This is a genomic window from Phytomonospora endophytica (genome assembly GCF_014202425.1).
GTDB classification, from domain to species: domain Bacteria; phylum Actinomycetota; class Actinomycetes; order Mycobacteriales; family Micromonosporaceae; genus Phytomonospora; species Phytomonospora endophytica.
Genome location: NZ_JACHGT010000002.1, coordinates 426,925 through 445,903, shown reverse-complemented (window position 1 = coordinate 445,903; position 18,979 = coordinate 426,925). Strand labels below are relative to the sequence as shown.

Here is an 18,979-nt window from a genome sequence, read left to right as displayed (position 1 = left end):
GCTATGTTCTCAGCGTGATTGACGCGGCCAGACGAATCCTCTTCGTACACGCCCATCCCGACGACGAGAGCATCGGCACGGGCGCCACCATGGCCCTCTACGCCGCTGATCCGGGTACTCACGTGACTCTCGTGACGTGCACCCTGGGGGAGGAGGGCGAGATCCATGTGCCGGCTCTGGCGCAGCTGGAGGCGGCGCAGGCCGACCAGCTGGGCGGCTGGCGGATCGCCGAGCTCAACGCGGCCTGCGCGGCCCTGGGCGTCGAGGACCACCGCTGGCTGGGCGGGGCGGGCCGTTACCGCGACAGCGGCATGATGGGCCTGCCGACGAACGACAACCCGCGCGCGTTCTGGAGCGCGGACCTCGACGAGGCGGCGGCCCATTTGGCGGAGGTCGTGCGCGAGGTGCGCCCGCAGGTGGTGGTCACCTATGACGCGAACGGCTTCTACGGCCACCCGGATCACATCCAGGCCCACCGTGTCACGGTCCGCGCGATCGAGCTGGCGTCGGCGGATCACACGGTCGACAAGCTCTATTACACGACCGTGGCCCGCCGCGATCTGGCGGAGATGTTCGACCACTTCAAACAGTCGGCGGAGAACCCCTTCGCGGAAGTCGAACGCGTCGAAGACCTCCCTTTCGGAGCGAAGGACGAGGAAATCGACGCGCGGATCAACGCGACGGGCACGGGCGAACGGAAACTGGAGGCGCTGCGGGCCCACGCGTCGCAGATCCCCGGTGGGGACTGGATGTTCACCTTGGCGGCGGAACTGGGCGAGGCGGGCCTGGAAGTCGAGTACTACACGCTCGCGACGGGAAAGAGGGGCCCGGGAACGAGAACGGTGGAAGGCGGACCGGAGTGGGAGACGGACCTGTTCGCAGGTCTCGTTTAGTCCCGGGCCGAAGGCCCGGGACCGAAAGTCCCGGGTCCGGGGACGGAGTCCCGCAGCGGTCCGGACTCGGCGTGCCGACACGGAGCCCCCCGTGTCGCACACCCCCCTCCCATCCCCCCGAGCTACCCTCCCCAAGTGAGCACCGACACTTCCATGGCTTCCCCCGTGGATCCCAGCACGACCCCCGAGCTCCCCGCACGCACTCCGCCGCCCCCGCCGGCCCTGTCGCTGGCGATCCGCCTCTCGGGCGCGGCCCTCGTCGGTTCCACCGCCCTGGTCTTCGCGGTGATCGAGTCCTTCCTGGTCCCGTTGCGCTTTCACGGTGTCTTCCTCCCGGTCTCCGCGGCGATGGCCCTGATCGTCAACGCGGGTCTGACGATCCTCGCGGTGTGGCTGACGAACTGGCGCATCACCGCGCTGCTGCCGGGTGTCGTGTGGTTCGCGGTCGTCGTCGGCCTGTCGCGTCCCACGGGCGACGGCGATCTCGTGATCCCCGACGTCTGGCCGGGTTACGCGATGCTCCTGGCGGGCGCGGCCTCGGCGGTTGTCGCGGCGTACGTCGTGGTGACCCGGCGCCGCTGATTCCCCCAGAGGGCTTGCGCCGTGAGCTTCATCTCGGGTACATATTTGCCGTGAGCAATCCCCGCGCGCGCTGGATTCCCAGCGCAGTCTTCGCCGCCGCCCTCGTCGTCGTGTACGTCGGGGCCGCGTTCCTGATGAACAACAACGATTCCAGCAGCGAGGACGGTGACACGAACCTCGGCCTGGTCATGGTCGGGGTGATCGGTGTCCTCGCGATCGCGGCGGGCGTCTGGTGGGGCCGTCGTGGTTCGGTGCAGAACATGATCGCCGAGGCGGGCCTGGCGATCGTCGTCGCCGGGATCCTGTCGGTCGTGCTGGGGCCGCTCGCGGCGGGCCGCGGGCCTTTCGAGAACGGCCTCGGCGACTTCCTGGTCGCGCTGCTGACCTTCTGGGCGGTCACGATCGCGGGCGTCTTCATCGGCCTGATGGGGTTGACGCTGTTCGGCGCCGACTACCGCAGCCGCCAGCTGAAGAACACCGAGAAGTACTACTCGCGCGGCAAGCCGGTCAGGAAGCGCTAGGCGCCACGTAGTTGACGTAGGTGTGGTGGAGGGTGAACCCGAGCCGCTCGTAGAGCGCGATCGCGCCTTCGTTGAAGCTCTCGACCTGCAGGTAGGCCTGGTCGACGCCGGCCCAGGCGATGAGGGCGTCGATGACGTAGGTGGCCAGTCCGCGCCGTCGTGCCGCTTCGGCGACCTCCACGAGCGACAGCCCGAGCCAGCCGTCGCCGACGGCTCCGCGCGCGATGGCGAGGAGTTCGCCGTCGGCGCGCAGGGTCGCGAAACCGGTCCGGGGGGCGCCGGTGAGGACGCTCAGCGCGATCTGGGGGAGTGATCCGCGCCGGGCCGAGACCATGTTGAGGAAGTCCATGTTCGGGGCCTGCCCGATCGTCACCGGCGGCAGGTCGGGGCGGTCGGGTGCGGTCCAGTCGGTCAGGGACCGGGTCATCACGTGGGTGGGGGAGTTGCCGGTCCAGCCGCGCTCTTCGAGTTCGGCGCCGAAGCGCCGCCCGGAGGGCAGGGGAACACTGAACGCGGGGATCAGCCCGCGCCGCCGGTACCAGTCCTCGACTTCGGCGACGGCGTCGTCGAGCGGCATCCCGGGCTCACCGGCGGCGAGGGCGGTGTTGGCGCGGTAGGTCCAGCCGTCGGCCGCGCGCAGGATCCAGTCGCCGAGTTCGGCGGTGTCGGGGGCCGGCCAGTGAGCCGCGGCGACGCGTTCCAGCCGCGCGATGGCCGAGTAGCGGACCGGGCGCGGCGGCACCGGTTTGGCGGCCACGACCGCCTCGGTGTCGATCTTGAGTTCGGTGCCGTCGTCACGGCGGATCAGGAGAGAACGATCACTGATCTCCAGGAGCTCGCCGAGGACGTCGGTGAGCCTTTCGCGGCCGTCGCGCACCCCGGCATTTAGCCGGATAACGACCCGGCCCCCTACGTGTTCGGCCGTCAGTGAGGGCATGATGGGGCTCCCGGTTCGCGCGCGGACGTTGACCCACTAGTCTGGGCTTTCGGCAGCGAACCTACCTGCCGACGTGAGAGGACTGGCCGTGACATACATCATCGCCGAGCCGTGCGTTGACCTGCTCGACAAGGCGTGCATCGAAGAGTGCCCCGTCGACTGCATCTACGAGGGCAACCGGATGCTGTATATCCACCCCGACGAGTGCGTCGACTGCGGTGCCTGCGAGCCGGTGTGCCCGGTGGAGGCCATCTTCTACGAGGACGACGTGCCCGAGGAGTGGAGCGACTTCACCGGCGCGAACTACGAGTTCTTCGAGGAGCTCGGTTCGCCCGGCGGTGCCTCCAAGATGGGCAAGATCGAGAAGGACGCGACCTTCGTGGCCGGCCTGCCGCCCAAAGAGAACGCCGAGCACTGATCCTTGAGCCTGTCGGAGCGCCTGCCGGTCTTTCCCTGGGACCGGCTGGCACCCTTCGGTGACACCGCGCGCGCCCACCCCGGCGGCATCGTGGACCTGTCGGTCGGGACGCCCGTCGACCCGGTTCCGCCGCTGATCCGGGAGGCTCTCGAAGGCGCGGCGAACATTCCCGGCTATCCGCTGACCGCGGGCACGCCCGAACTGCGCGCGGCCCTCCGCGCCTGGCTCACGCTCCACTGTGGAGCGACGGGCGAGTTCGGGGTGCTGCCCACGATCGGTTCGAAGGAGCTCGTCGGCTGGCTGCCGACGCTGCTCGGCGTCGGGGCCGGTGACACGGTCGTGCTGCCGCGACTGGCCTACCCGACCTACGACATCGGCGTGCGCGTCGCCGGGGCCACCGCCCTGCTCGCCGACTCGCCCGACGAGATCCCCGCCGGGGTCCGGCCGTCGCTGATCTGGATCAACTCGCCGAGCAACCCGACCGGCCGGGTGTCCACTGAGGACGAACTGCGCGCCTGGGTCGCCTACGCGCGTTCAGGCGGCGCCGTGCTCGCCAGCGACGAGTGCTACCTGACTCTTGGCTGGGCCGCCTCGCCGGTCTCGGTGCTGTCCACTTGCGACGGTGACCACACGGGTGTGCTGTCGGTGCACTCGCTGTCGAAGCGCTCGAACCTCGCCGGATACCGCGCCGGTTTCCTCGGCGGCGATCCGAAGCTGGTCGCCGCACTGCTGGAGGCCCGCAAGCACACCGGCATGATCGTCCCCGCGCCCGTTCAGGCCGCGATGACCGCCGCTCTCGGCGACGAGTCGCACGCGCTGGCGCAGCGCTCGCTCTACGAGGGCCGCCGCGAGATCCTGCACGGCGCGCTGCTGTCGCGCGGGATGCGCGTCGACCACTCCGAAGCCGGGCTCTACCTGTGGGCGACCCGCGATGAGGACTGCTGGACGACCGTCGCCGAGTTCGCCGCCCTGGGCGTTCTCGTGGCGCCGGGCGAGTTCTACGGCCCCGACGGCGGCCGCCACGTGCGCGTCGCCCTCACCGCGACCGACGAACGCGTGAAGGCCGCCGCCGAGCGCCTCACGAGCTGACGACGCCATGCCCCGCCGCGGACAACTCGCCACGGGCGAGGACGAGTCGCGCTTCGCCACCCCGGCCAACGCCGACGAGCGCACGATGCTGGTGGCGCTCCTCGACGCCCAGCGCCGCACCTTCGCACTGAAGTGCGCGGGACTGTCGCCCGAACAACTCGCCACCCGAGCCGTCCCACCCTCGACGCTGTCCCTGCTGGGACTGCTCCGCCACCTCACCGACGTCGAACGCCGCTGGTTCCGCGCCGACATGGCCGCCGAGGACGCACCGCCGCTGTTCTCCTCCCCGGACGACCCCGACGGCGACTTCGATGGCGCCGTGGGGGACGCGGGCGTGGTTGAGGCCGCCTGGGCCGCCTGGCGGGCGGAGGTGGAGTTCGCGGAGGCCTTCACCGCCACCGCCGCCTCGCTGGACGTGGAGGGCGTCGACGGCTGGCGCGGGACACTGTCGCTGCGGTGGGTGCTCGCCCACATGGTCGAGGAGTACGCGCGGCACAACGGGCACGCGGACTTGCTGCGGGAGCGGGTGGACGGGGCGATCGGGTTGTAGGTCAGGGCCGCTCGGCGGCGGCGGCGTGCCAGAGGGCGGAGCGTTCTTGCGCCTCCTTCGACAGCTGGTGATCGGCGCCGAAGACACGGCTGGCGTTGCGGGCCATCTCCTCGTAGTCTCGTGCCGCAGCGACCGGGTTTCCCGCCGCTCCTTTCCATTCCGCGATGTTGCTTCTCGACACGAACGTATGCGGATGCTCTGGACCCAGTACGCGCAGACGATCGCGGAGTATCGCGCTGTGCGCGGTCAGCGCGCCGAGAGGATCACCGAGCTTGCCCACCAGTTGAGCCAGGTTGTTCCGGGTGATGAGCGTGTCGGGATGGTCCGGGCCCAGGAGACTGAGCCGGTCGCGGTAGAGCTCGTCGAACTCGACGTGTGCCCGCACCAGGTCTCCGGCGTCTCGACGTGCCGAGATGAGGTTCGAGCGTGCCTTGAGAGAGTATTCGTGATCAGGCCCCAGTCGCTCGACGCAGTCGCGGACCACCGCCTCCAGATGGCCGATCTCGCCTTCGGCGCTGGGCCCGGCACTTCGCCAGCGTGCGCGGTTTCCCGCGACGGCCAACGTGATCGCGTCAGCGGGTCCGAGAAATTCGCGGCACTCGTCAAGAAGGCGGTCGTAAGCTTCCACGGCCTCTTCGACTTCGCCGCGCAGGCCTTGGATCGATGCCAGCCCGGCACGGGCCAAGAGCACCGGGGGTACGTGGGGACCGTAGGCGTCCGTGCATCTGTCCCGGATTCGGAGATAGGCCGTGTAGGCGTCATCGAACTGGTGGATCGCGAGGAGACTTTGCGCGGAGTAGAGAAGGACGCGTGCGGTGGCGGGGTGAAGAAGCACGTCTCCGACGCTCTGCCACAGACTGTCGACGCTGGCTCTTAGCCTGCGACACAGCTCCGGCTCCGTGTGCGGCTCGGGCCACATGCGATGGAGACTCTGGGCGGCCTTTTTCGCGAGGATGGTCTCCTGAGCCGGGTCGAGACCTTCTCGAACCGTCCGTTGCACGAGCTGATGTACATGGACCATGTCCTCGCCGAGACGCACCAGGCTCAAACGCTGCAGGTTGGTCAACGCGTCATGACGCTCGAAGAGTTCGAGAGGGATCCCGTGTGGATCCAGCAGGCTGGCGAGTTCGAGCGCCCGGCTCGCCTCTCCCACCGGTTCGATCGCGTCGGCCGCTTCGATGGACAGTGACCATGTGGCGTGCAGGGCCCGGTGATGCCCGTCGGCCGGGAGGATCTGGTCAAGGCCGTGCTGCCGTTCGGCGAACCGCACCCGGTACTCGCCGCAGCTGAGTCGCTTGTCCTTCATGTACGCCGCCGCCTGCCCGAGCGCCAGCGGCAGGTGGCCCAGGTCGGCGGCCAGGGCGTCCGCGTCCGGATCGGCGCCGAGCCGCTCGTGCAGGTAGGTCGCCGCTTCGTCGGGGGTGAACAGACCGAGGTCGACCGCGGTCCTGCCGTCGCCGTCGAGGGCGGCGTCTCGCCTTCGCGTCGTCACCACCGTCCGTCCCCAAGCGACGTTCGGCGGCCACAGGCCGTCGAGGTCGGCCGGCTGGGCGAGGTCGTCCAGGACGACCAGCCACGTCTTCCCATGCGGTTCGGCGAGCCAGGCGAGGAAGCGCCGGGCGGCGACCGACGGGTCTCGATGAGGGTGGTCCTCGACCTCGGCGGCGGCCTGGGCGTACATGTCGATGATGCTCGCCCGTGTCGTCGCGGGAACCCACATCACCAGGTCGGCGCTCGCCTGGGCGGCGAGTCCGGCGGCGAACTGGGTCTTCCCCACCCCGCCCAACCCGCGCAGGATCACGCACCGGGCGTCGTGGCCGGTCTCGACCTCCCTCTCCACTCGCCCCGCCGCCCGCGGCGGCACGACACCCACATGGTGCGGCCAGGTGACCGGTGGCCGCCCCGCGAAGTGGTTGTGCTGCGTGTTCCCCGAGCCGAACTGGGTCCCCTTGAACTCGACCATCAGCTGAACGTGTTGTGCTGCGTGTTCCCGTCCCCGACCTGCACACCCTTCGCCTCGCGCAGGTCCACCGTGTACTTCCCGGCGGCATCGAGGACCCTGCGGGCGAGCGCGACGACGGCCTCGTCCTCGCCGATCCCACTTCCGTCCAGCACGGCCCGCCAGACGCCGGGCTCGACCTCCTCGGCCTCCAGCGCGTCGCGCACCTCGCGGCGTTCCGCCAGCTTCCGGGACACCGCGCCCTTGAGGGCCGCGTACGAGTCGCGGATGACGTTCCCGACGGTGTCCGTCGTCCCCGCCGTCGCTCCCGCGACCAGGGCCGCGATGATCAATTCTCCACCGGTCACGTGGTCCCCCTCAGAATCCGAACGCCAATTATGGCGTCCCGTTTCAAGGGGGTCCACAGTGCTCACTCCGCGGCCGTCCGCCCCCTCTTCGCCGCGACCCCCCACGTGAACACCGCCGCCCCCGCCGCGGTCGCCGCCAGGAGCAGGAACCCCACGAGGTACCCGCCCGTCGCGCTGTACACCGCGCCCATCACCAGCGGGGGGAAGAAGCCGCCGAGTCCGCCGGCGGCACCCACCACGCCCGTCACCGCCCCGACCCGGTCGGCGGGGACCAGGCGGGCGACCAGGGCGAAGACCGCGCCCATCCCCGCGCCGAGGCAGGCGGCCATGGCCAGGAAGCACGCCGTCCCGACCGGCACGAGCGGCGGCTCGAAGGCGACGATCGCGGCCAGGGCGGTCGTCACGGTGTAGGCGACGATGAGGATCTTGGCGGGGTCGACGCGGTCGGAGAGCCAGCCGCCGACGGGCCTCATGATCACGGCCAGCACGACGAAGCCGGCGGTGCGCACGGCGGCGTCGGAGCGTTCGAGCCCGAAGGCGTTGACCAGGTACGTCGGCAGGTACACGCTGAAGGCCACGAAGCCCCCGAAGGCGACGGCGTACAGGAACGACATCTGCAGCGTGACCGGCATCCGCAGGGTCGCCGCGAGCCGGGAGAGCATGCTCCCGGCGGGGACCTTGCGGTCGTCGCGGTCGCGCAGGGTCAGGTAGGCGACGGCGGCGTAGACGACCAGGACGACGGCGACCAGGTCGAAGGGGAACGCGAAGCCGTTGGCCTTGCTCAGCTGGACGGTCGTGAACGACGAGATCGCCGTCCCGCCCATGCCGGCGCCGAAGATGCCGATCGCGAAGCCGCGCCGCTCGGGCGGGTACCAGGAGTTCACGAAGGGCACGCCGATCGCGAAGGTCGTCCCGCCCAGGCCGAGGAAGAACCCGCCGATGACGAACTCGGCGAGCGAGTCGGCGACGTGCCCGAGGTAGAGCACGGGCAGCACCGTCAGCAGCGCGACGACGGGGAACATCCGCCGGGCCCCGAGCCGGTCGGTGAGGGCGCCGACCGGGATCCGCCCCAGCGAGCCGACGATCACCGGCACGGCCACCACGAGGGACTGCTCGAAGGAGCTCAGTCCGAGCCGCTCGGTCAGGGCCGCACCCAGCGGCGAGAGCAGCGCCCAGGCCCAGAAGGTCACCGCGAATCCGACGGTGGCCATCGTCAGCATGGCCCCGGCGTGGTGTTCGAGCGCCACGGCGGGCGAGCCGGTCGCCTTGCCTGCGTCTGCGGTCACGTGTGCCTCCTCGGTCGGTCCCGGCGACGAAAGCGGCGTGCGGGCGCCTCCTCTCTGGTAGTACAGGATGCGGGGCGGCAAATCCGGCACTTTGGACATCATGGTCCGTCCCGTGCCCCTGACGAGAGGACACCGGATGGGACCGCGAGACCCCGGCACCGACGGCCCCGCCGCCGAGGCCCTGCTGCGCCTCGGCCGGTTCTTCACGCGCCGGGAGGAGTCGGCCGACGGCCGGGCCGTCTTCCGTGAAGGCGGCCGCGAGGGCGACGTCTTCTACCGCGACCGCTGGAGCCACGACAAGGTCGTCCGCTCCACCCACGGCGTCAACTGCACCGGCTCGTGCTCCTGGAAGGTCTACGTCAAGGACGGGATCATCACCTGGGAGACGCAGCAGACCGACTACCCGTCGGTCGGCGCCGACTCCCCGGAGTACGAACCGCGCGGCTGCCCGCGCGGTGCCGCCTTCTCCTGGTACACCTACTCGCCGACGCGCGTGCGCTACCCGTACGCCCGCGGTGTCCTCGTCGACATGTACCGCGAGGCCAAGGCCCGTCTCGGCGGCGACCCCGTGGCGGCCTGGGCGGAGATCACCGGCGACCCCGACAAGCGCCGCCGCTACCAGTCGGCACGCGGCAAGGGCGGCCACGTGCGCGTCTCCTGGGACGAGGCCGTCGAGATCGTCGCCGCCGCGCACGTCCACACCATCGACGCCTACGGCCCCGACCGCATCGCCGGTTTCTCGCCGATCCCGGCGATGTCGATGGTCAGCCACGCCGTCGGCTCCCGCTTCATCGAGCTCGTCGGCGGCGCCATGACCTCCTTCTACGACTGGTACGCCGACCTGCCCGTCGCCTCCCCGCAGGTCTTCGGCGACCAGACCGACGTGCCCGAGTCGGGGGACTGGTGGAACGCCTCCTACCTGGTCATGTGGGGCTCGAACGTACCGGTCACGCGCACGCCCGACGCGCACTGGATGGCCGAGGCCCGCTACAAGGGCCAGAAGGTCGTGGTCGTCTCGCCCGACTACGCCGACAACACCAAGTTCGCCGACACCTGGCTCCCCGCCCAGCCCGGCACCGACGGCGCCATGGCCATGGCGATGGGCCACGTCGTGCTCAAGGAGTTCTTCGTCGACAGGCGGGTCCCGTTCTTCACCGACTACGTCCGCCGCTACACCGACCTGCCGTTCCTGATCACCCTGGAGGAGCGCGACGGCGCGCACGTGCCCGGCAAGTTCCTCACCGCCGCCGAACTCGGCGACACGGGCGAGGGCGCGGCCTGGAAGCCGGTCCTCCTCGACGGGCTCACCGGCGAGGCCGTCGTCCCCAACGGCTCGCTCGGGTTCCGGTACACCGAGAGCGGTGAAGGCCGCTGGAACCTCGACCTCGGCGAGGTCGAGCCGCTGCTGAGCCTCGCCGGAGAGCACGGCGAAGGCACCGCCGAGGTCCTCCTCCCGCGCTTCGACGCCCCCGACGGCACCGGCGGCGTCCTGCGTCGCGGTGTCCCGGTGAAGACCGTCGCCGGGAAACCCGTCACGACCGTCTTCGACCTCATGCTCGCCCAGTACGGCGTCGCCCGCGAAGGCCTGCCCGGCAGCTGGCCCACCGGCTACGACGACACCTCCGAGCCCTGCACTCCCGCCTGGCAGGAGGCGATCACCTCCGTCCCGGCCGCGCAGGTCGCCAAGGTCGCCCGCGAGATGGCCGCCAACGCCGAGGAGTCCGGCGGCCGCACGATGATCGTCATGGGCGCCGGGATCTGCCAGTGGTTCCACGGCGACGCCACCTACCGCGCCGTCCTCGCCCTGCTCATGCTCACCGGCTCCATGGGCCGCAACGGCGGCGGCTGGGCACACTACGTCGGCCAGGAGAAATGCCGCCCGGTCACCGGCTGGGCGACGATGGCGATGGCCACCGACTGGCAGCGCCCGCCGCGCCAGATGATCGGCACCGCCTACTGGTACACCCACACCGACCAGTGGCGCTACGACGGCTACCGCGCCGACGCGCTCGCCTCCCCGCTGGGCACGGGCGCCTTCGCGGGCATGCACACGATGGACACGGTGGCGCTGTCGGCACGGCTGGGCTGGATGCCGTCCTACCCGCAGTTCGACCGCAACCCGCTCGACCTCGCCGACGAGGCCGGGGACGGCGACGTCGCGGGCCACGTCGCCGGTGAGCTCGCCGCCGGGCGCCTGCGCTTCGCCGTCGAGGACCCCGACGCGCCGGAGAACTGGCCGCGCTGCCTGACCCTGTGGCGCGCGAACCTGCTGGGTTCCTCGGCCAAGGGCGACGAGTACTTCCTCAAACACCTGCTCGGCACGCACGACAACCTCCTGGCCGAACAGACCCCGCCCGACCGCCGGCCGCGCGACGTCGCATGGCGCGGGGAGGAGCCGCCACGCGGGAAACTCGACCTGCTGCTGTCGCTGGACTTCCGGATGACCAGCTCCACGCTCCTGTCGGACGTCGTGCTCCCGGCGGCGACCTGGTACGAGAAGCACGACCTCAACACCACCGACATGCACCCCTTCGTGCACGCCTTCAACCCCGCCATCGACCCGCCCTTCGAGTCGCGCACCGACTTCGACGCCTTCCACGCCGTCGCCCGCCGCTTCTCCGAGCTCGCCGGTCCGAGGCTCGGCGTCCGCCGCGACGTCGTCGCCGTCCCGCTCCAGCACGACACGCCCGGCGAGACCGCCCAGCCGGGCGGGACCGTCCGCGACTGGCGGACCGGGGAGGTCGAACCCGTTCCCGGCAAGACCATGCCGAACTTCGTGGTCGTCGAACGCGACTACGGCGCCGTCGCCGACAAGATGGCCGCGCTCGGGCCGCTCGTGGACACCCTCGGCGTCACCACCAAGGCCGTCACCTACCGGCCCGACGAGGAGGTCGAGCACCTCGCCGCCGTCAACGGCGTCATGGACTCCGGCGCCGCCGAGGGCCGACCGGCGATCGACACCGACGCCAAGATGGCCGAGACGATCCTGTCGCTGTCGGCGACCACGAACGGCCGCCTGGCCGTCCAGGGCTTCAAGGAGCTGGAGCGCCGTACCGGCGTGCGCCTGGCCGACCTCGCCGAAGGCAGCGAGGAGAAGCGGATCTCCTTCGCCGACACCCAGGCGCGCCCGGTCCCGGTCATCACCAGCCCGGAATGGTCGGGCAGTGAGACGGGCGGCCGCCGGTACGCGCCCTTCACCGTCAACGTCGAGCGCCTCAAGCCGTGGCACACGCTCACCGGCCGCATGCACTTCCTGCTCGACCACGACTGGATGCACGAGATGGGCGAGACCCTCCCCGTCTACCGGGCGCCCCTGAACATGCAGCGGCTGTTCGGGGAGCCCGAGCTCGGCGTCGACGGCGCCTCGGTGACCGTGCGGTACCTGACCCCGCACTCGAAATGGTCGATCCACTCCGAATACCAGGACAACCTGCTCATGCTGTCACTGTCGCGCGGCGGGCCGGTGGTGTGGATGAGCGAGCCCGACGCCACCGCCATCGGCGTCGCCGACAACGACTGGGTCGAGATGGTCAACCGCAACGGCGTCATGTCCCTGCGCGCGACCGTCACGCACCGGATGCCGCGCGGCACGGCCTTCGTCTACCACGCCCAGGAGCGCGTCGTGAACGTCCCGAAGTCGGAGACGACCGGCCGCCGGGGCGGGATCCACAACTCGCTGACCCGGATCCTCGTCAAACCCACGCACCTGATCGGCGGCTACGGGCAACTGTCCTTCGCCTTCAACTACCTCGGCCCGACCGGCAACCAGCGCGACGAGGTCACGGTCATCAGGCGCCGCTCCGACCAGCACGTCCGGTACTAGGCCTAGGGAGAAGCGATGCGCGTGATGGCCCAGATGGGCATGGTCATGAACCTCGACAAGTGCATCGGCTGCCACACCTGCTCGGTCACGTGCAAGCAGGCGTGGACCAACCGGGGCGGCGTCGAGTACGTGTGGTTCAACAACGTCGAGACCCGGCCCGGACAGGGGTACCCGCGCCGATACCAGGACCAGGAGAAGTGGAAGGGCGGGTGGGTCCGCGACAAGCGCGGCCGGCTCCGTCTGAAGGCCGGGGGACGGCTGCGCAAACTCTTCAGCATCTTCGCCAACCCCGTCCTGCCCAACATCCGCGACTACTACGAACCCTGGACCTACGACTACGACACGCTCACCAGCGCGCCCCTCGGCGACGACTTCCCCGTCGCGCGGCCCCAGTCGCTGCTCACCGGCGAACCCATGGACGTCGAGTGGAGCGCCAACTGGGACGACGACCTCGGCGGCGCCCCCGAGCACGGCCCGCGCGACCCGATCGTCGAACGGCTGCGGAAGGAGTCGCAGGACAAGGTCCGCTTCGCCTACGAGCAGGCCTTCATGTTCTTCCTGCCGCGCATCTGCGAGCACTGCCTCAACCCGTCCTGCGTCGCCTCATGCCCGTCGGGGGCGATGTACAAGCGCGCCGAGGACGGCATCGTCCTCGTCGACCAGGACCAGTGCCGCGGCTGGCGCATGTGCGTCACCGGCTGCCCCTACAAGAAGGTCTACTTCAACCACCGCACCGGCAAGGCCGAGAAGTGCACCTTCTGCTACCCGCGCGTCGAGGTCGGCCTGCCCACGGTGTGCAGCGAGACCTGCGTCGGCCGCCTGCGCTACATCGGCCTGTTCCTCTACGACGCCGACCGCGTCACCGAGGCCGCCTCCGCCGACGAGAAGGACCTCTACGAGGCGCAACTCGACATCCTCCTCGACCCCGCCGACCCGGCCGTCCAGGCCGCCGCCCGCCGCGACGGCATCGCCGACGACTGGCTGGAGGCCGCCGTGCGCTCGCCCGTCTACGCCCTGGCGAAGGTCCACCGGGTCGCGCTGCCGCTGCATCCGGAGTTCCGGACGCTGCCGATGGTCTGGTACGTCCCGCCGCTGTCGCCGGTCGTCGACCGCCTCACCGAGACCGGGCACGACGGCGAGTCCGGCGAGAACCTCTTCGGCGCCATCGAGACCCTGCGCATCCCGGTGGAGTACCTCGCCGAGCTGTTCACCGCCGGCGACACCGCACCCGTCACGCTCGTGCTCCGCAAACTCGCCGCGATGCGCTCCTACATGCGCGACGTCAACCTCGGCCGCCCACGCGACGAGTCCCTCGCGACGGCCGTCGGCATGACCGGCGGGGGACTGGTCGAGCTGTACCGGCTACTCGCGATCGCCAAGTACGAGGAGCGCTACGTCATCCCGACCGCCTTCGCCGGCGACGCCTCGAAACTGGAGGAACTCGGGTGCAGCCTCGACGTCGAAGGCGGGCCCGGCATGGGCGGCAGCGGGCCCTTCGGTGAAGGCTCGGGCCGCCCGGCGCCGGTGTCGGTCGAGACCTTCCACGCTCTGCGCGACCGCCAGTCGAGCGAGGACATCGCCGCGACCGGGCCCAACGCCGGGCGGATCAACCTGCTCAACTGGGACGGCCGCGGCCGTCCCGACGGACTGTTCCCCGAGCCCAAGGGCACGGCGAAGGAAGAGGAGCCCACGGCATGACCACCGTCTCCGCGCGAGCCCAGGCCGTCGCGCTCCAGGCCGCCTCCATGTGCCTCCAGTACCCCGACGCGGCCCTGCTGGCGCAGCTGCCCGTCGCGGCCGAGGCGGTCGACGCGCTGCCGCCGTCGCCCGCACGGGAGCGGCTGGGGCACTTCCTGGACCGCGCCGGCGCGACCGAACCCGGCGAACTCGCCCGCCACTACGTCGAACTCTTCGACACCCGCAAACGCTGCTGCCTGTACCTGACCTGGTGGAGCGACGGTGAGACCCGACGGCGCGGCAGCGCGCTCGCCGGGCTGAAAGAGCGCTACCGGCGGGCGGGCGCCGACTTCGACCACGCCGAACTCCCCGACTTCCTGCCCGCCGTGCTCGAATTCGCCGCGACCGTCGACCTCGCCACCGGACTCGAACTGCTCCAGGAGCACCGGCCCGGACTGGAACTGCTCCGCCTGGCGCTGCTGGAGGCGAAGACCTTCTACGCGGCCCCCGTCGAGGCCGTCTGCGCGCTGCTGCCGGGCGCCTCGCCCGCCGACGTCGAGGCCGCCAAGGCGCTCGCCCGGGGCGGGCCGCCGCGTGAGCAGGTCGGGCTGGAGTTGCTGCCGTACGCGGCGGGGGCCGGGCGGTGAACGCCGTGGACGTGCTGCTGTGGGGGATCGCGCCGTACGTGGTCGTGGCGGTCCTCGTCGGCGGGACGATCTGGCGGTATCGCTACGACAAGTTCGGCTGGACGACGCGGTCCTCGGAGCTCTACGAGTCGCGGCTGCTGCGGATCGGGAGCCCGCTGTTCCACTTCGGGCTGCTCGTCGTGATCGTCGGGCACGTCATCGGGCTGGTGATCCCGCAGGGCCTCACGGACTCGATGGGGCTGAGCGAGCACGCCTACCACGTCCAGGCCCTGGCCCTGGGCGGCGTCGCGGGCGTCTGCACACTCGCCGGCGTCGCGATCCTGGTCTACCGCAGGCGCACGACCGGGCCGGTGTTCCGGGCGACGACGTGGAACGACAAGGGCATGTACGTGGTCCTGGTGGCGGCGCTCCTCGCGGGACTCGCCACGACCCTCCTCGGCGCCGCGGGCGACAGCCAGGGCAACTACCGCGAGACGGTGTCGCCGTGGTTCCGTTCGCTGTTCGTGCTCCAGCCGGAGGTGACGGTCATGGCCGAGGCGGGGCCGGCGTTCCACGTGCACACCCTGATCGGGATGGCGCTGTTCGCGATCTGGCCGTTCACACGACTGGTGCACGCGTTCACCGCACCGGTGGCGTACCTGTTCCGGCCGTACGTGGTCTACCGCTCCCGCGACGCCCGGCCGGGCGCGAGCGCGCGGCCGGTGCGGCGGGGGTGGGAGTTAACCCACCGGCGACACCACCACGGCCGTCCCGTACGCGCACACCTCGGCGCCCGTCTCGGCCTCGGTCACGTCGTAGCGCATCGCGATGATCGCGTTGGCGCCGCGCGAGCGCGCCTGCTCGATGAGGCGTTCCATCGCCTGGTTCCGGGACTCCACGAGGGTCTTCGACAGGCCCTTGAGTTCGCCGCCGACGAGGGACTTCAGTCCGGCGCCGATCTGGCTGCCGACGTGTCGTGACCGCACGGTCAGGCCGAAGACCTCGCCGATGACACGGTCGACCCGGTGGCCGGGGATGTCGTTCATCGTCACGACCAGCATCCCCGACGACGCGTCCACGCCGCCGCTGTACTCCTCAACGCCCATGTGTCCCCCAATGTGGAATGTGCACTCGACGCTAGCGCGCCCGCGCCGCGCGGCGGGGGTTCTCGGGGGATGTCGGGGTCGGGCCGCGCGCTCGGTCGCCGGCGCTGACGCCGGAAGCGATTCGCCCGTGCGCGCTCGACGGTTTCACGCTCGTTCCTCGCGGTGAGGCGTCGCCGGGCGGTGGGCCGTCATCGAGGGCGTCGACGCGAGTCACGAAGCGGTTCTCCTCCCATCCGTCGCACCCCGCGTCTATCGTCCCCGCAGGACTCACGAGGAGGCGCCGCGATGGCCGACCCGCAGGAACCCCGCATGACCGCGAAACGCTTCCACGCGCGACCCGGCGTCGAGGACTGGCGCGTGCTCTTCTGGGGCGCCCACGCCTTCTACGCCGCCGACTCCCTGACCCACGCGGTCGCGCTGGCGAGCGCGGTCGCCGAGATCGCCGACGGGCTCGACCACCATCCCGACCTCGACGTGCGCCCGCACGGCGTCACCATCCGCACGCGCACCCGCCGCGGCGGTGGTCTCGGGCCGCTCGACGCCGAGCTGGCCCGCCGGGTCCAGGAGTTCGCGCGCGGGGAGGGCTACCGGCCCGACCCGTCGACGCTCATGGTCACCGGCATCGCCGTCGCACAGGACCGTGACGCCGACGTGCGCCCGTTCTGGGCGGCGATCATGGGCTACGAACCGCTCGACGACGCCGACGCGGTCGACCCGCAGCGCCGCAACCCGCACGTGTGGGTCCACGAGCTGACCCCACCGAAACCCGGGCGGGGCCGCACCCACATCGACCTGTCGGTTCCCGCCGACCACGCGAAGGCGCGGGTCGAGGCGGCGCTCGCCGCGGGCGGGCGGCTGGTGAGCGCGTCGCCGGAGGGCTGGACGATCGCGTCGCCGGACAACCACGGCGTCGACATCGCGATCTGGCCGGACTTCGAGGACTTCGGCGAGGACGGGTAGCGGCCGGGTGGGTGCCCGGCCACCGTCTGAGGCTGGTGCCTAGTTCTTGTGCAACGCCGCGTTCAGCCCGCCCCACGTCCCCGTGCGCGGCTTGGCCTCCAGCGCGCCGGTCTGCGAGTTGCGCCAGTACAGCAGCCCCTTGGCGCCCGACAGTTCGCGCGCCTTGACGACCTCGCCGTCGGGCAGCGTGATCTTCGAGCCCGCCGTGATGTAGCAGCCGGCCTCGACGACGCAGTCGTCGCCGAGCGAGATCCCGATCCCGGCGTTGGCGCCCAGCAGGCAGCCCTCACCGATCGTCACGACCTCCTTGCCGCCTCCCGACAGCGTCCCCATGATCGACGACCCGGCGCCGATGTCGCTGTTGTCGCCGACGACGACGCCCGCCACGATCCGGCCCTCCACCATCGAGGTGCCCAGGGTCCCGGCGTTGAAGTTCACGAAACCCTCGTGCATGACGGTCGTGCCCTCGGCCAGGTGCGCGCCGAGGCGGACGCGGTCGGCGTCGGCGATGCGCACGCCGCTGGGGACGACGTAGTCGGTCATGCGCGGGAACTTGTCGACGGAGTAGACCTCCAGCCGGTGCCCTTCCAGGCGCAGCGCGAGGCGGACCTCCTCGACGCGGTGCGCGGGGATCGGCCCCAGATCGGTCCACGCGTTGTTCGACAGCAGCCCGAACACACCGTCCAGGTTCGCCTGGTGCGGCTTGATCAGACGGTGCGACAGCAGGTGCAGGCGGAGGTACGCGTCGGCGGCGTTCTGCGGCGCGTCGGCCAGCGACGCGATGGTCGTCGTGACCTGTTCGGTCTCGATCCCCAGGACGTCGTCCTCGCCGGGCTCGAAGTCGAGTTCGGTGGGCTTGGCCTCGCCGAGGCCGAGTTCGGCGTACCAGACGTCGAGGACGGTCCCGTCGGCGTCGAGGTGGGCCTCGCCCACGCCCCAGGCGGAATCAGTCAGGTAGGTGGTCACGGGGCAAGGGTAACGAGGCGGCGGTCACCGCCCGGCGGCGGTGAGCAGGTCGTGCATGGCGCCCAGCGGCAGCGCCGGGTGGATCGAGGCGTTGTGCGCGACGAGCGGGTCGGTGTCGGCGAGCAGCGTCAGGACCGAGGCCGACGGGAGCGCCGGCGACTCCAGCGCCAGCAGCCGCAACCGCACCTCGGACTCGGCGGCGAGCCGGGGGAGAGCGGAGGCGGGGAAGGCCGGGTGCCGGACGTAGCCGATGCCGACCTCGCCGACGCGCTCGAACTCGCGCGTGAAGGCGACGAGCACGTCGGCGGGCGTCGACGAGTGCCGCGCGGCGAAGCGGCGGACCCAGGTGTCGGCGTCGGTGAGCAGGTTCGAGGCGACCCGCGCGGGGAGTTTCGGGTTGCGCGCGACGGCCCGGCGCAGGAAGGGGTAGGGGGTGCGCAGGAAACCGACCTGCGTCTCCATGAGCTCGCCGCGGACCCAGGACGCGTCGCCGGACAGGGCGTTGTCGAGCTGGATCGAGGTCACCACGTCCCGCCCGCCGCCGGTGAGTTCGGCGTAGACGCGTTCACGGACGTCGCCGCCGACGTCGTGGCGGACGAGGGCGGTGGCGCGCACCAGCGGGCTCGGGTCCTCGATGAGCTGCTTGACGACCTCGGGTGCGACGCGCGGGTTCCCCGCCAGCGCCGCCCGCACGAAGACGTCCTCGTCGGCGGTGAGCGCCCTGGCGAGCTCCTCGGGCACCTCGGCGCGCCCGAGGACGGCGACGCGGACCTCGAAGTCGTCGTCGGCGAGCAGCGCCTTGTGCGTCAGCGGCGTGTTGTGCGCCCCCGTGGCCACCCCGAGGCGGACGCGCCGCTCGTGGTCGACGGCGAGCCGGACCAGGGTCCGCTCGGCCACATGCCCCACTCGCGCCACGGCCTCCCGCACGTAGGCGTCGGGATGCCCGGCGAGCTCCTCGCGGATCTCGGTGGGCGCGTGCCGGTTGGCCGCGAGCCGCACGGCCGTGTAGGCGTCGGCGTCGCGGTGGAGCCTGCGAGCGTGCTCCGGATCGAGGTCCGCCCGCCCCGCGATGACCGCCGCCGCACCGGGCAGTCCCTCCAGCCGTGCGAGGACCTCCGGCGGGGCCGAGGGGTTGGCCGCGATACCGAGCAGCGTTTCGACGTGGTCGCCCATCGATCCATGATGCCCCCGCCACCCCGACACGCCCGGTCCCCGCCTCACGAGGCCACCCGTGTCAC

Annotated in this window: 17 protein-coding genes and 2 pseudogenes; 12 read left to right on the top strand and 7 right to left on the bottom strand. The window is 71.2% G+C overall.

All coding sequences use genetic code 11. The features are described 5' to 3' along the window. The first annotated feature begins 14 nt into the window (after nucleotides 1-14). From mshB to HNR73_RS05330, 3 genes are all read left to right on the top strand, one after another. The gene (gene mshB / locus HNR73_RS05340) at nucleotides 15-893 is read left to right on the top strand and encodes an N-acetyl-1-D-myo-inositol-2-amino-2-deoxy-alpha-D-glucopyranoside deacetylase (RefSeq protein ID WP_184786127.1); all 879 of its coding nucleotides are present in this window, start codon (nucleotides 15-17) and stop codon (nucleotides 891-893) included. 135 nt (nucleotides 894-1,028) lie between these two features. Continuing rightward, nucleotides 1,029-1,475 carry a hypothetical protein gene (locus HNR73_RS05335; protein ID WP_184786126.1) on the top strand — a complete coding sequence of 149 codons (447 nt, stop codon included), beginning with the start codon at nucleotides 1,029-1,031 and terminating at the stop codon, nucleotides 1,473-1,475. A gap of 50 nt (nucleotides 1,476-1,525) precedes the next feature. After that, nucleotides 1,526-1,996 (top strand): hypothetical protein, encoded by a 471-nt coding sequence (locus tag HNR73_RS05330; RefSeq protein ID WP_184786125.1) that lies wholly within the window; start codon nucleotides 1,526-1,528, stop codon nucleotides 1,994-1,996. On the opposite strand, the gene HNR73_RS05325 is transcribed toward HNR73_RS05330, so the two are convergent. After that, complete coding sequence (locus HNR73_RS05325) at nucleotides 1,983-2,933, bottom strand: GNAT family N-acetyltransferase (RefSeq protein WP_184786124.1); 951 nt, start codon at nucleotides 2,931-2,933, stop codon at nucleotides 1,983-1,985. The genes HNR73_RS05330 and HNR73_RS05325 overlap by 14 nt on opposite strands. Nucleotides 2,934-3,021: 88 nt before the next feature. On the opposite strand from HNR73_RS05325, the gene fdxA reads away from it, so the two are divergent. The 3 genes from fdxA (at nucleotide 3,022) to HNR73_RS05310 (ending at nucleotide 4,990) form a co-directional block, all read left to right on the top strand. Then, nucleotides 3,022-3,351 (top strand): ferredoxin, encoded by a 330-nt coding sequence (gene fdxA / locus HNR73_RS05320; protein WP_184786123.1) that lies wholly within the window; start codon nucleotides 3,022-3,024, stop codon nucleotides 3,349-3,351. Nucleotides 3,352-3,354: 3 nt separating this feature from the next. Continuing rightward, entirely contained in the window at nucleotides 3,355-4,440 is a 1,086-nt protein-coding gene (gene dapC, locus HNR73_RS05315; protein ID WP_221330721.1) for a succinyldiaminopimelate transaminase, read from the top strand. A gap of 85 nt (nucleotides 4,441-4,525) precedes the next feature. After that, nucleotides 4,526-4,990: a mycothiol transferase gene (locus HNR73_RS05310; RefSeq protein WP_239122032.1), complete on the top strand. Its 465-nt coding sequence runs from the start codon at nucleotides 4,526-4,528 to the stop codon at nucleotides 4,988-4,990. Between the two features lies 1 nt (nucleotide 4,991). On the opposite strand, the gene HNR73_RS05305 is transcribed toward HNR73_RS05310, so the two are convergent. Then, a complete protein-coding gene (locus HNR73_RS05305; RefSeq protein WP_505862679.1) occupies nucleotides 4,992-6,767 on the bottom strand; it encodes a tetratricopeptide repeat protein in 1,776 nt (591 codons plus the stop codon). Between HNR73_RS05305 and HNR73_RS05300 the strand changes: the two genes are divergently transcribed. Then, nucleotides 6,670-6,960: a hypothetical protein gene (locus tag HNR73_RS05300; RefSeq protein ID WP_184786120.1), complete on the top strand. Its 291-nt coding sequence runs from the start codon at nucleotides 6,670-6,672 to the stop codon at nucleotides 6,958-6,960. The two genes, HNR73_RS05305 and HNR73_RS05300, sit on opposite strands and share 98 nt — an antisense overlap. On the opposite strand, the gene HNR73_RS05295 is transcribed toward HNR73_RS05300, so the two are convergent. Together HNR73_RS05295 and HNR73_RS05290 are read right to left on the bottom strand one after the other, a co-directional pair. Then, nucleotides 6,953-7,297 carry a hypothetical protein gene (locus HNR73_RS05295; protein WP_184786119.1) on the bottom strand — a complete coding sequence of 115 codons (345 nt, stop codon included), beginning with the start codon at nucleotides 7,295-7,297 and terminating at the stop codon, nucleotides 6,953-6,955. The genes HNR73_RS05300 and HNR73_RS05295 overlap by 8 nt on opposite strands. A gap of 62 nt (nucleotides 7,298-7,359) precedes the next feature. Continuing rightward, a complete protein-coding gene (locus tag HNR73_RS05290; protein ID WP_184786333.1) occupies nucleotides 7,360-8,517 on the bottom strand; it encodes an MFS transporter in 1,158 nt (385 codons plus the stop codon). 202 nt (nucleotides 8,518-8,719) lie between these two features. Here HNR73_RS05290 and HNR73_RS05285 point away from each other — a divergent pair, with 202 nt between their 5' ends. The 4 genes and pseudogenes from HNR73_RS05285 to narI all read left to right on the top strand — a co-directional run bounded on the left by HNR73_RS05285 (nucleotide 8,720) and on the right by narI (nucleotide 15,541). Then, the gene (locus HNR73_RS05285; protein WP_184786118.1) at nucleotides 8,720-12,406 is read left to right on the top strand and encodes a nitrate reductase subunit alpha; all 3,687 of its coding nucleotides are present in this window, start codon (nucleotides 8,720-8,722) and stop codon (nucleotides 12,404-12,406) included. A 15-nt stretch (nucleotides 12,407-12,421) separates the two neighbouring features. Continuing rightward, a complete protein-coding gene (gene narH, locus HNR73_RS05280; protein ID WP_184786117.1) occupies nucleotides 12,422-14,104 on the top strand; it encodes a nitrate reductase subunit beta in 1,683 nt (560 codons plus the stop codon). After that, nucleotides 14,101-14,730 carry a nitrate reductase molybdenum cofactor assembly chaperone gene (gene narJ, locus HNR73_RS05275; RefSeq protein ID WP_184786116.1) on the top strand — a complete coding sequence of 210 codons (630 nt, stop codon included), beginning with the start codon at nucleotides 14,101-14,103 and terminating at the stop codon, nucleotides 14,728-14,730. The genes narH and narJ overlap by 4 nt, the downstream gene beginning before the upstream one ends. Further along, nucleotides 14,727-15,541 (top strand): annotated as a pseudogene (gene narI, locus HNR73_RS39505) (respiratory nitrate reductase subunit gamma). The gene narJ and the pseudogene narI overlap by 4 nt, the downstream one beginning before the upstream one ends. Here narI and HNR73_RS39500 read toward each other — a convergent pair. After that, nucleotides 15,525-15,755: pseudogene (locus HNR73_RS39500) on the bottom strand (YbjQ family protein); the annotation flags it as partial. The pseudogenes narI and HNR73_RS39500 overlap by 17 nt on opposite strands. Nucleotides 15,756-16,100: 345 nt before the next feature. On the opposite strand from HNR73_RS39500, the gene HNR73_RS05260 reads away from it, so the two are divergent. Further along, nucleotides 16,101-16,775, top strand: a complete 675-nt coding sequence (locus HNR73_RS05260; RefSeq protein WP_184786114.1) for a VOC family protein — start codon at nucleotides 16,101-16,103, stop codon at nucleotides 16,773-16,775. 39 nt (nucleotides 16,776-16,814) lie between these two features. On the opposite strand, the gene dapD is transcribed toward HNR73_RS05260, so the two are convergent. Both dapD and HNR73_RS05250 read right to left on the bottom strand, forming a co-directional pair. After that, complete coding sequence (gene dapD / locus HNR73_RS05255) at nucleotides 16,815-17,741, bottom strand: 2,3,4,5-tetrahydropyridine-2,6-dicarboxylate N-succinyltransferase (RefSeq protein WP_184786113.1); 927 nt, start codon at nucleotides 17,739-17,741, stop codon at nucleotides 16,815-16,817. A 24-nt stretch (nucleotides 17,742-17,765) separates the two neighbouring features. Next, complete coding sequence (locus HNR73_RS05250) at nucleotides 17,766-18,914, bottom strand: hypothetical protein (RefSeq protein WP_184786112.1); 1,149 nt, start codon at nucleotides 18,912-18,914, stop codon at nucleotides 17,766-17,768. Nucleotides 18,915-18,979: the final 65 nt, after the last annotated feature.

What these genes read in the sequence shown, in the direction of transcription:
- HNR73_RS05325 (WP_184786124.1), bottom strand. Translation starts at nt 2,933, where the DNA reads ATGCCCTCACTGACGGCCGAACACGTAGGGGGCCGGGTCGTTATCCGG.
- HNR73_RS05310 (WP_239122032.1), top strand. Translation starts at nt 4,526, where the DNA reads ATGCTGGTGGCGCTCCTCGACGCCCAGCGCCGCACCTTCGCACTGAAG.
- HNR73_RS05300 (WP_184786120.1), top strand. Translation starts at nt 6,670, where the DNA reads ATGTCGATGATGCTCGCCCGTGTCGTCGCGGGAACCCACATCACCAGG.
- HNR73_RS05290 (WP_184786333.1), bottom strand. Translation starts at nt 8,517, where the DNA reads ATGCTGACGATGGCCACCGTCGGATTCGCGGTGACCTTCTGGGCCTGG.
- HNR73_RS05285 (WP_184786118.1), top strand. Translation starts at nt 8,720, where the DNA reads ATGGGACCGCGAGACCCCGGCACCGACGGCCCCGCCGCCGAGGCCCTG.
- narH (WP_184786117.1), top strand. Translation starts at nt 12,422, where the DNA reads ATGCGCGTGATGGCCCAGATGGGCATGGTCATGAACCTCGACAAGTGC.
- narJ (WP_184786116.1), top strand. Translation starts at nt 14,101, where the DNA reads ATGACCACCGTCTCCGCGCGAGCCCAGGCCGTCGCGCTCCAGGCCGCC.
- HNR73_RS05260 (WP_184786114.1), top strand. Translation starts at nt 16,101, where the DNA reads ATGGCCGACCCGCAGGAACCCCGCATGACCGCGAAACGCTTCCACGCG.
- HNR73_RS05250 (WP_184786112.1), bottom strand. Translation starts at nt 18,914, where the DNA reads ATGGGCGACCACGTCGAAACGCTGCTCGGTATCGCGGCCAACCCCTCG.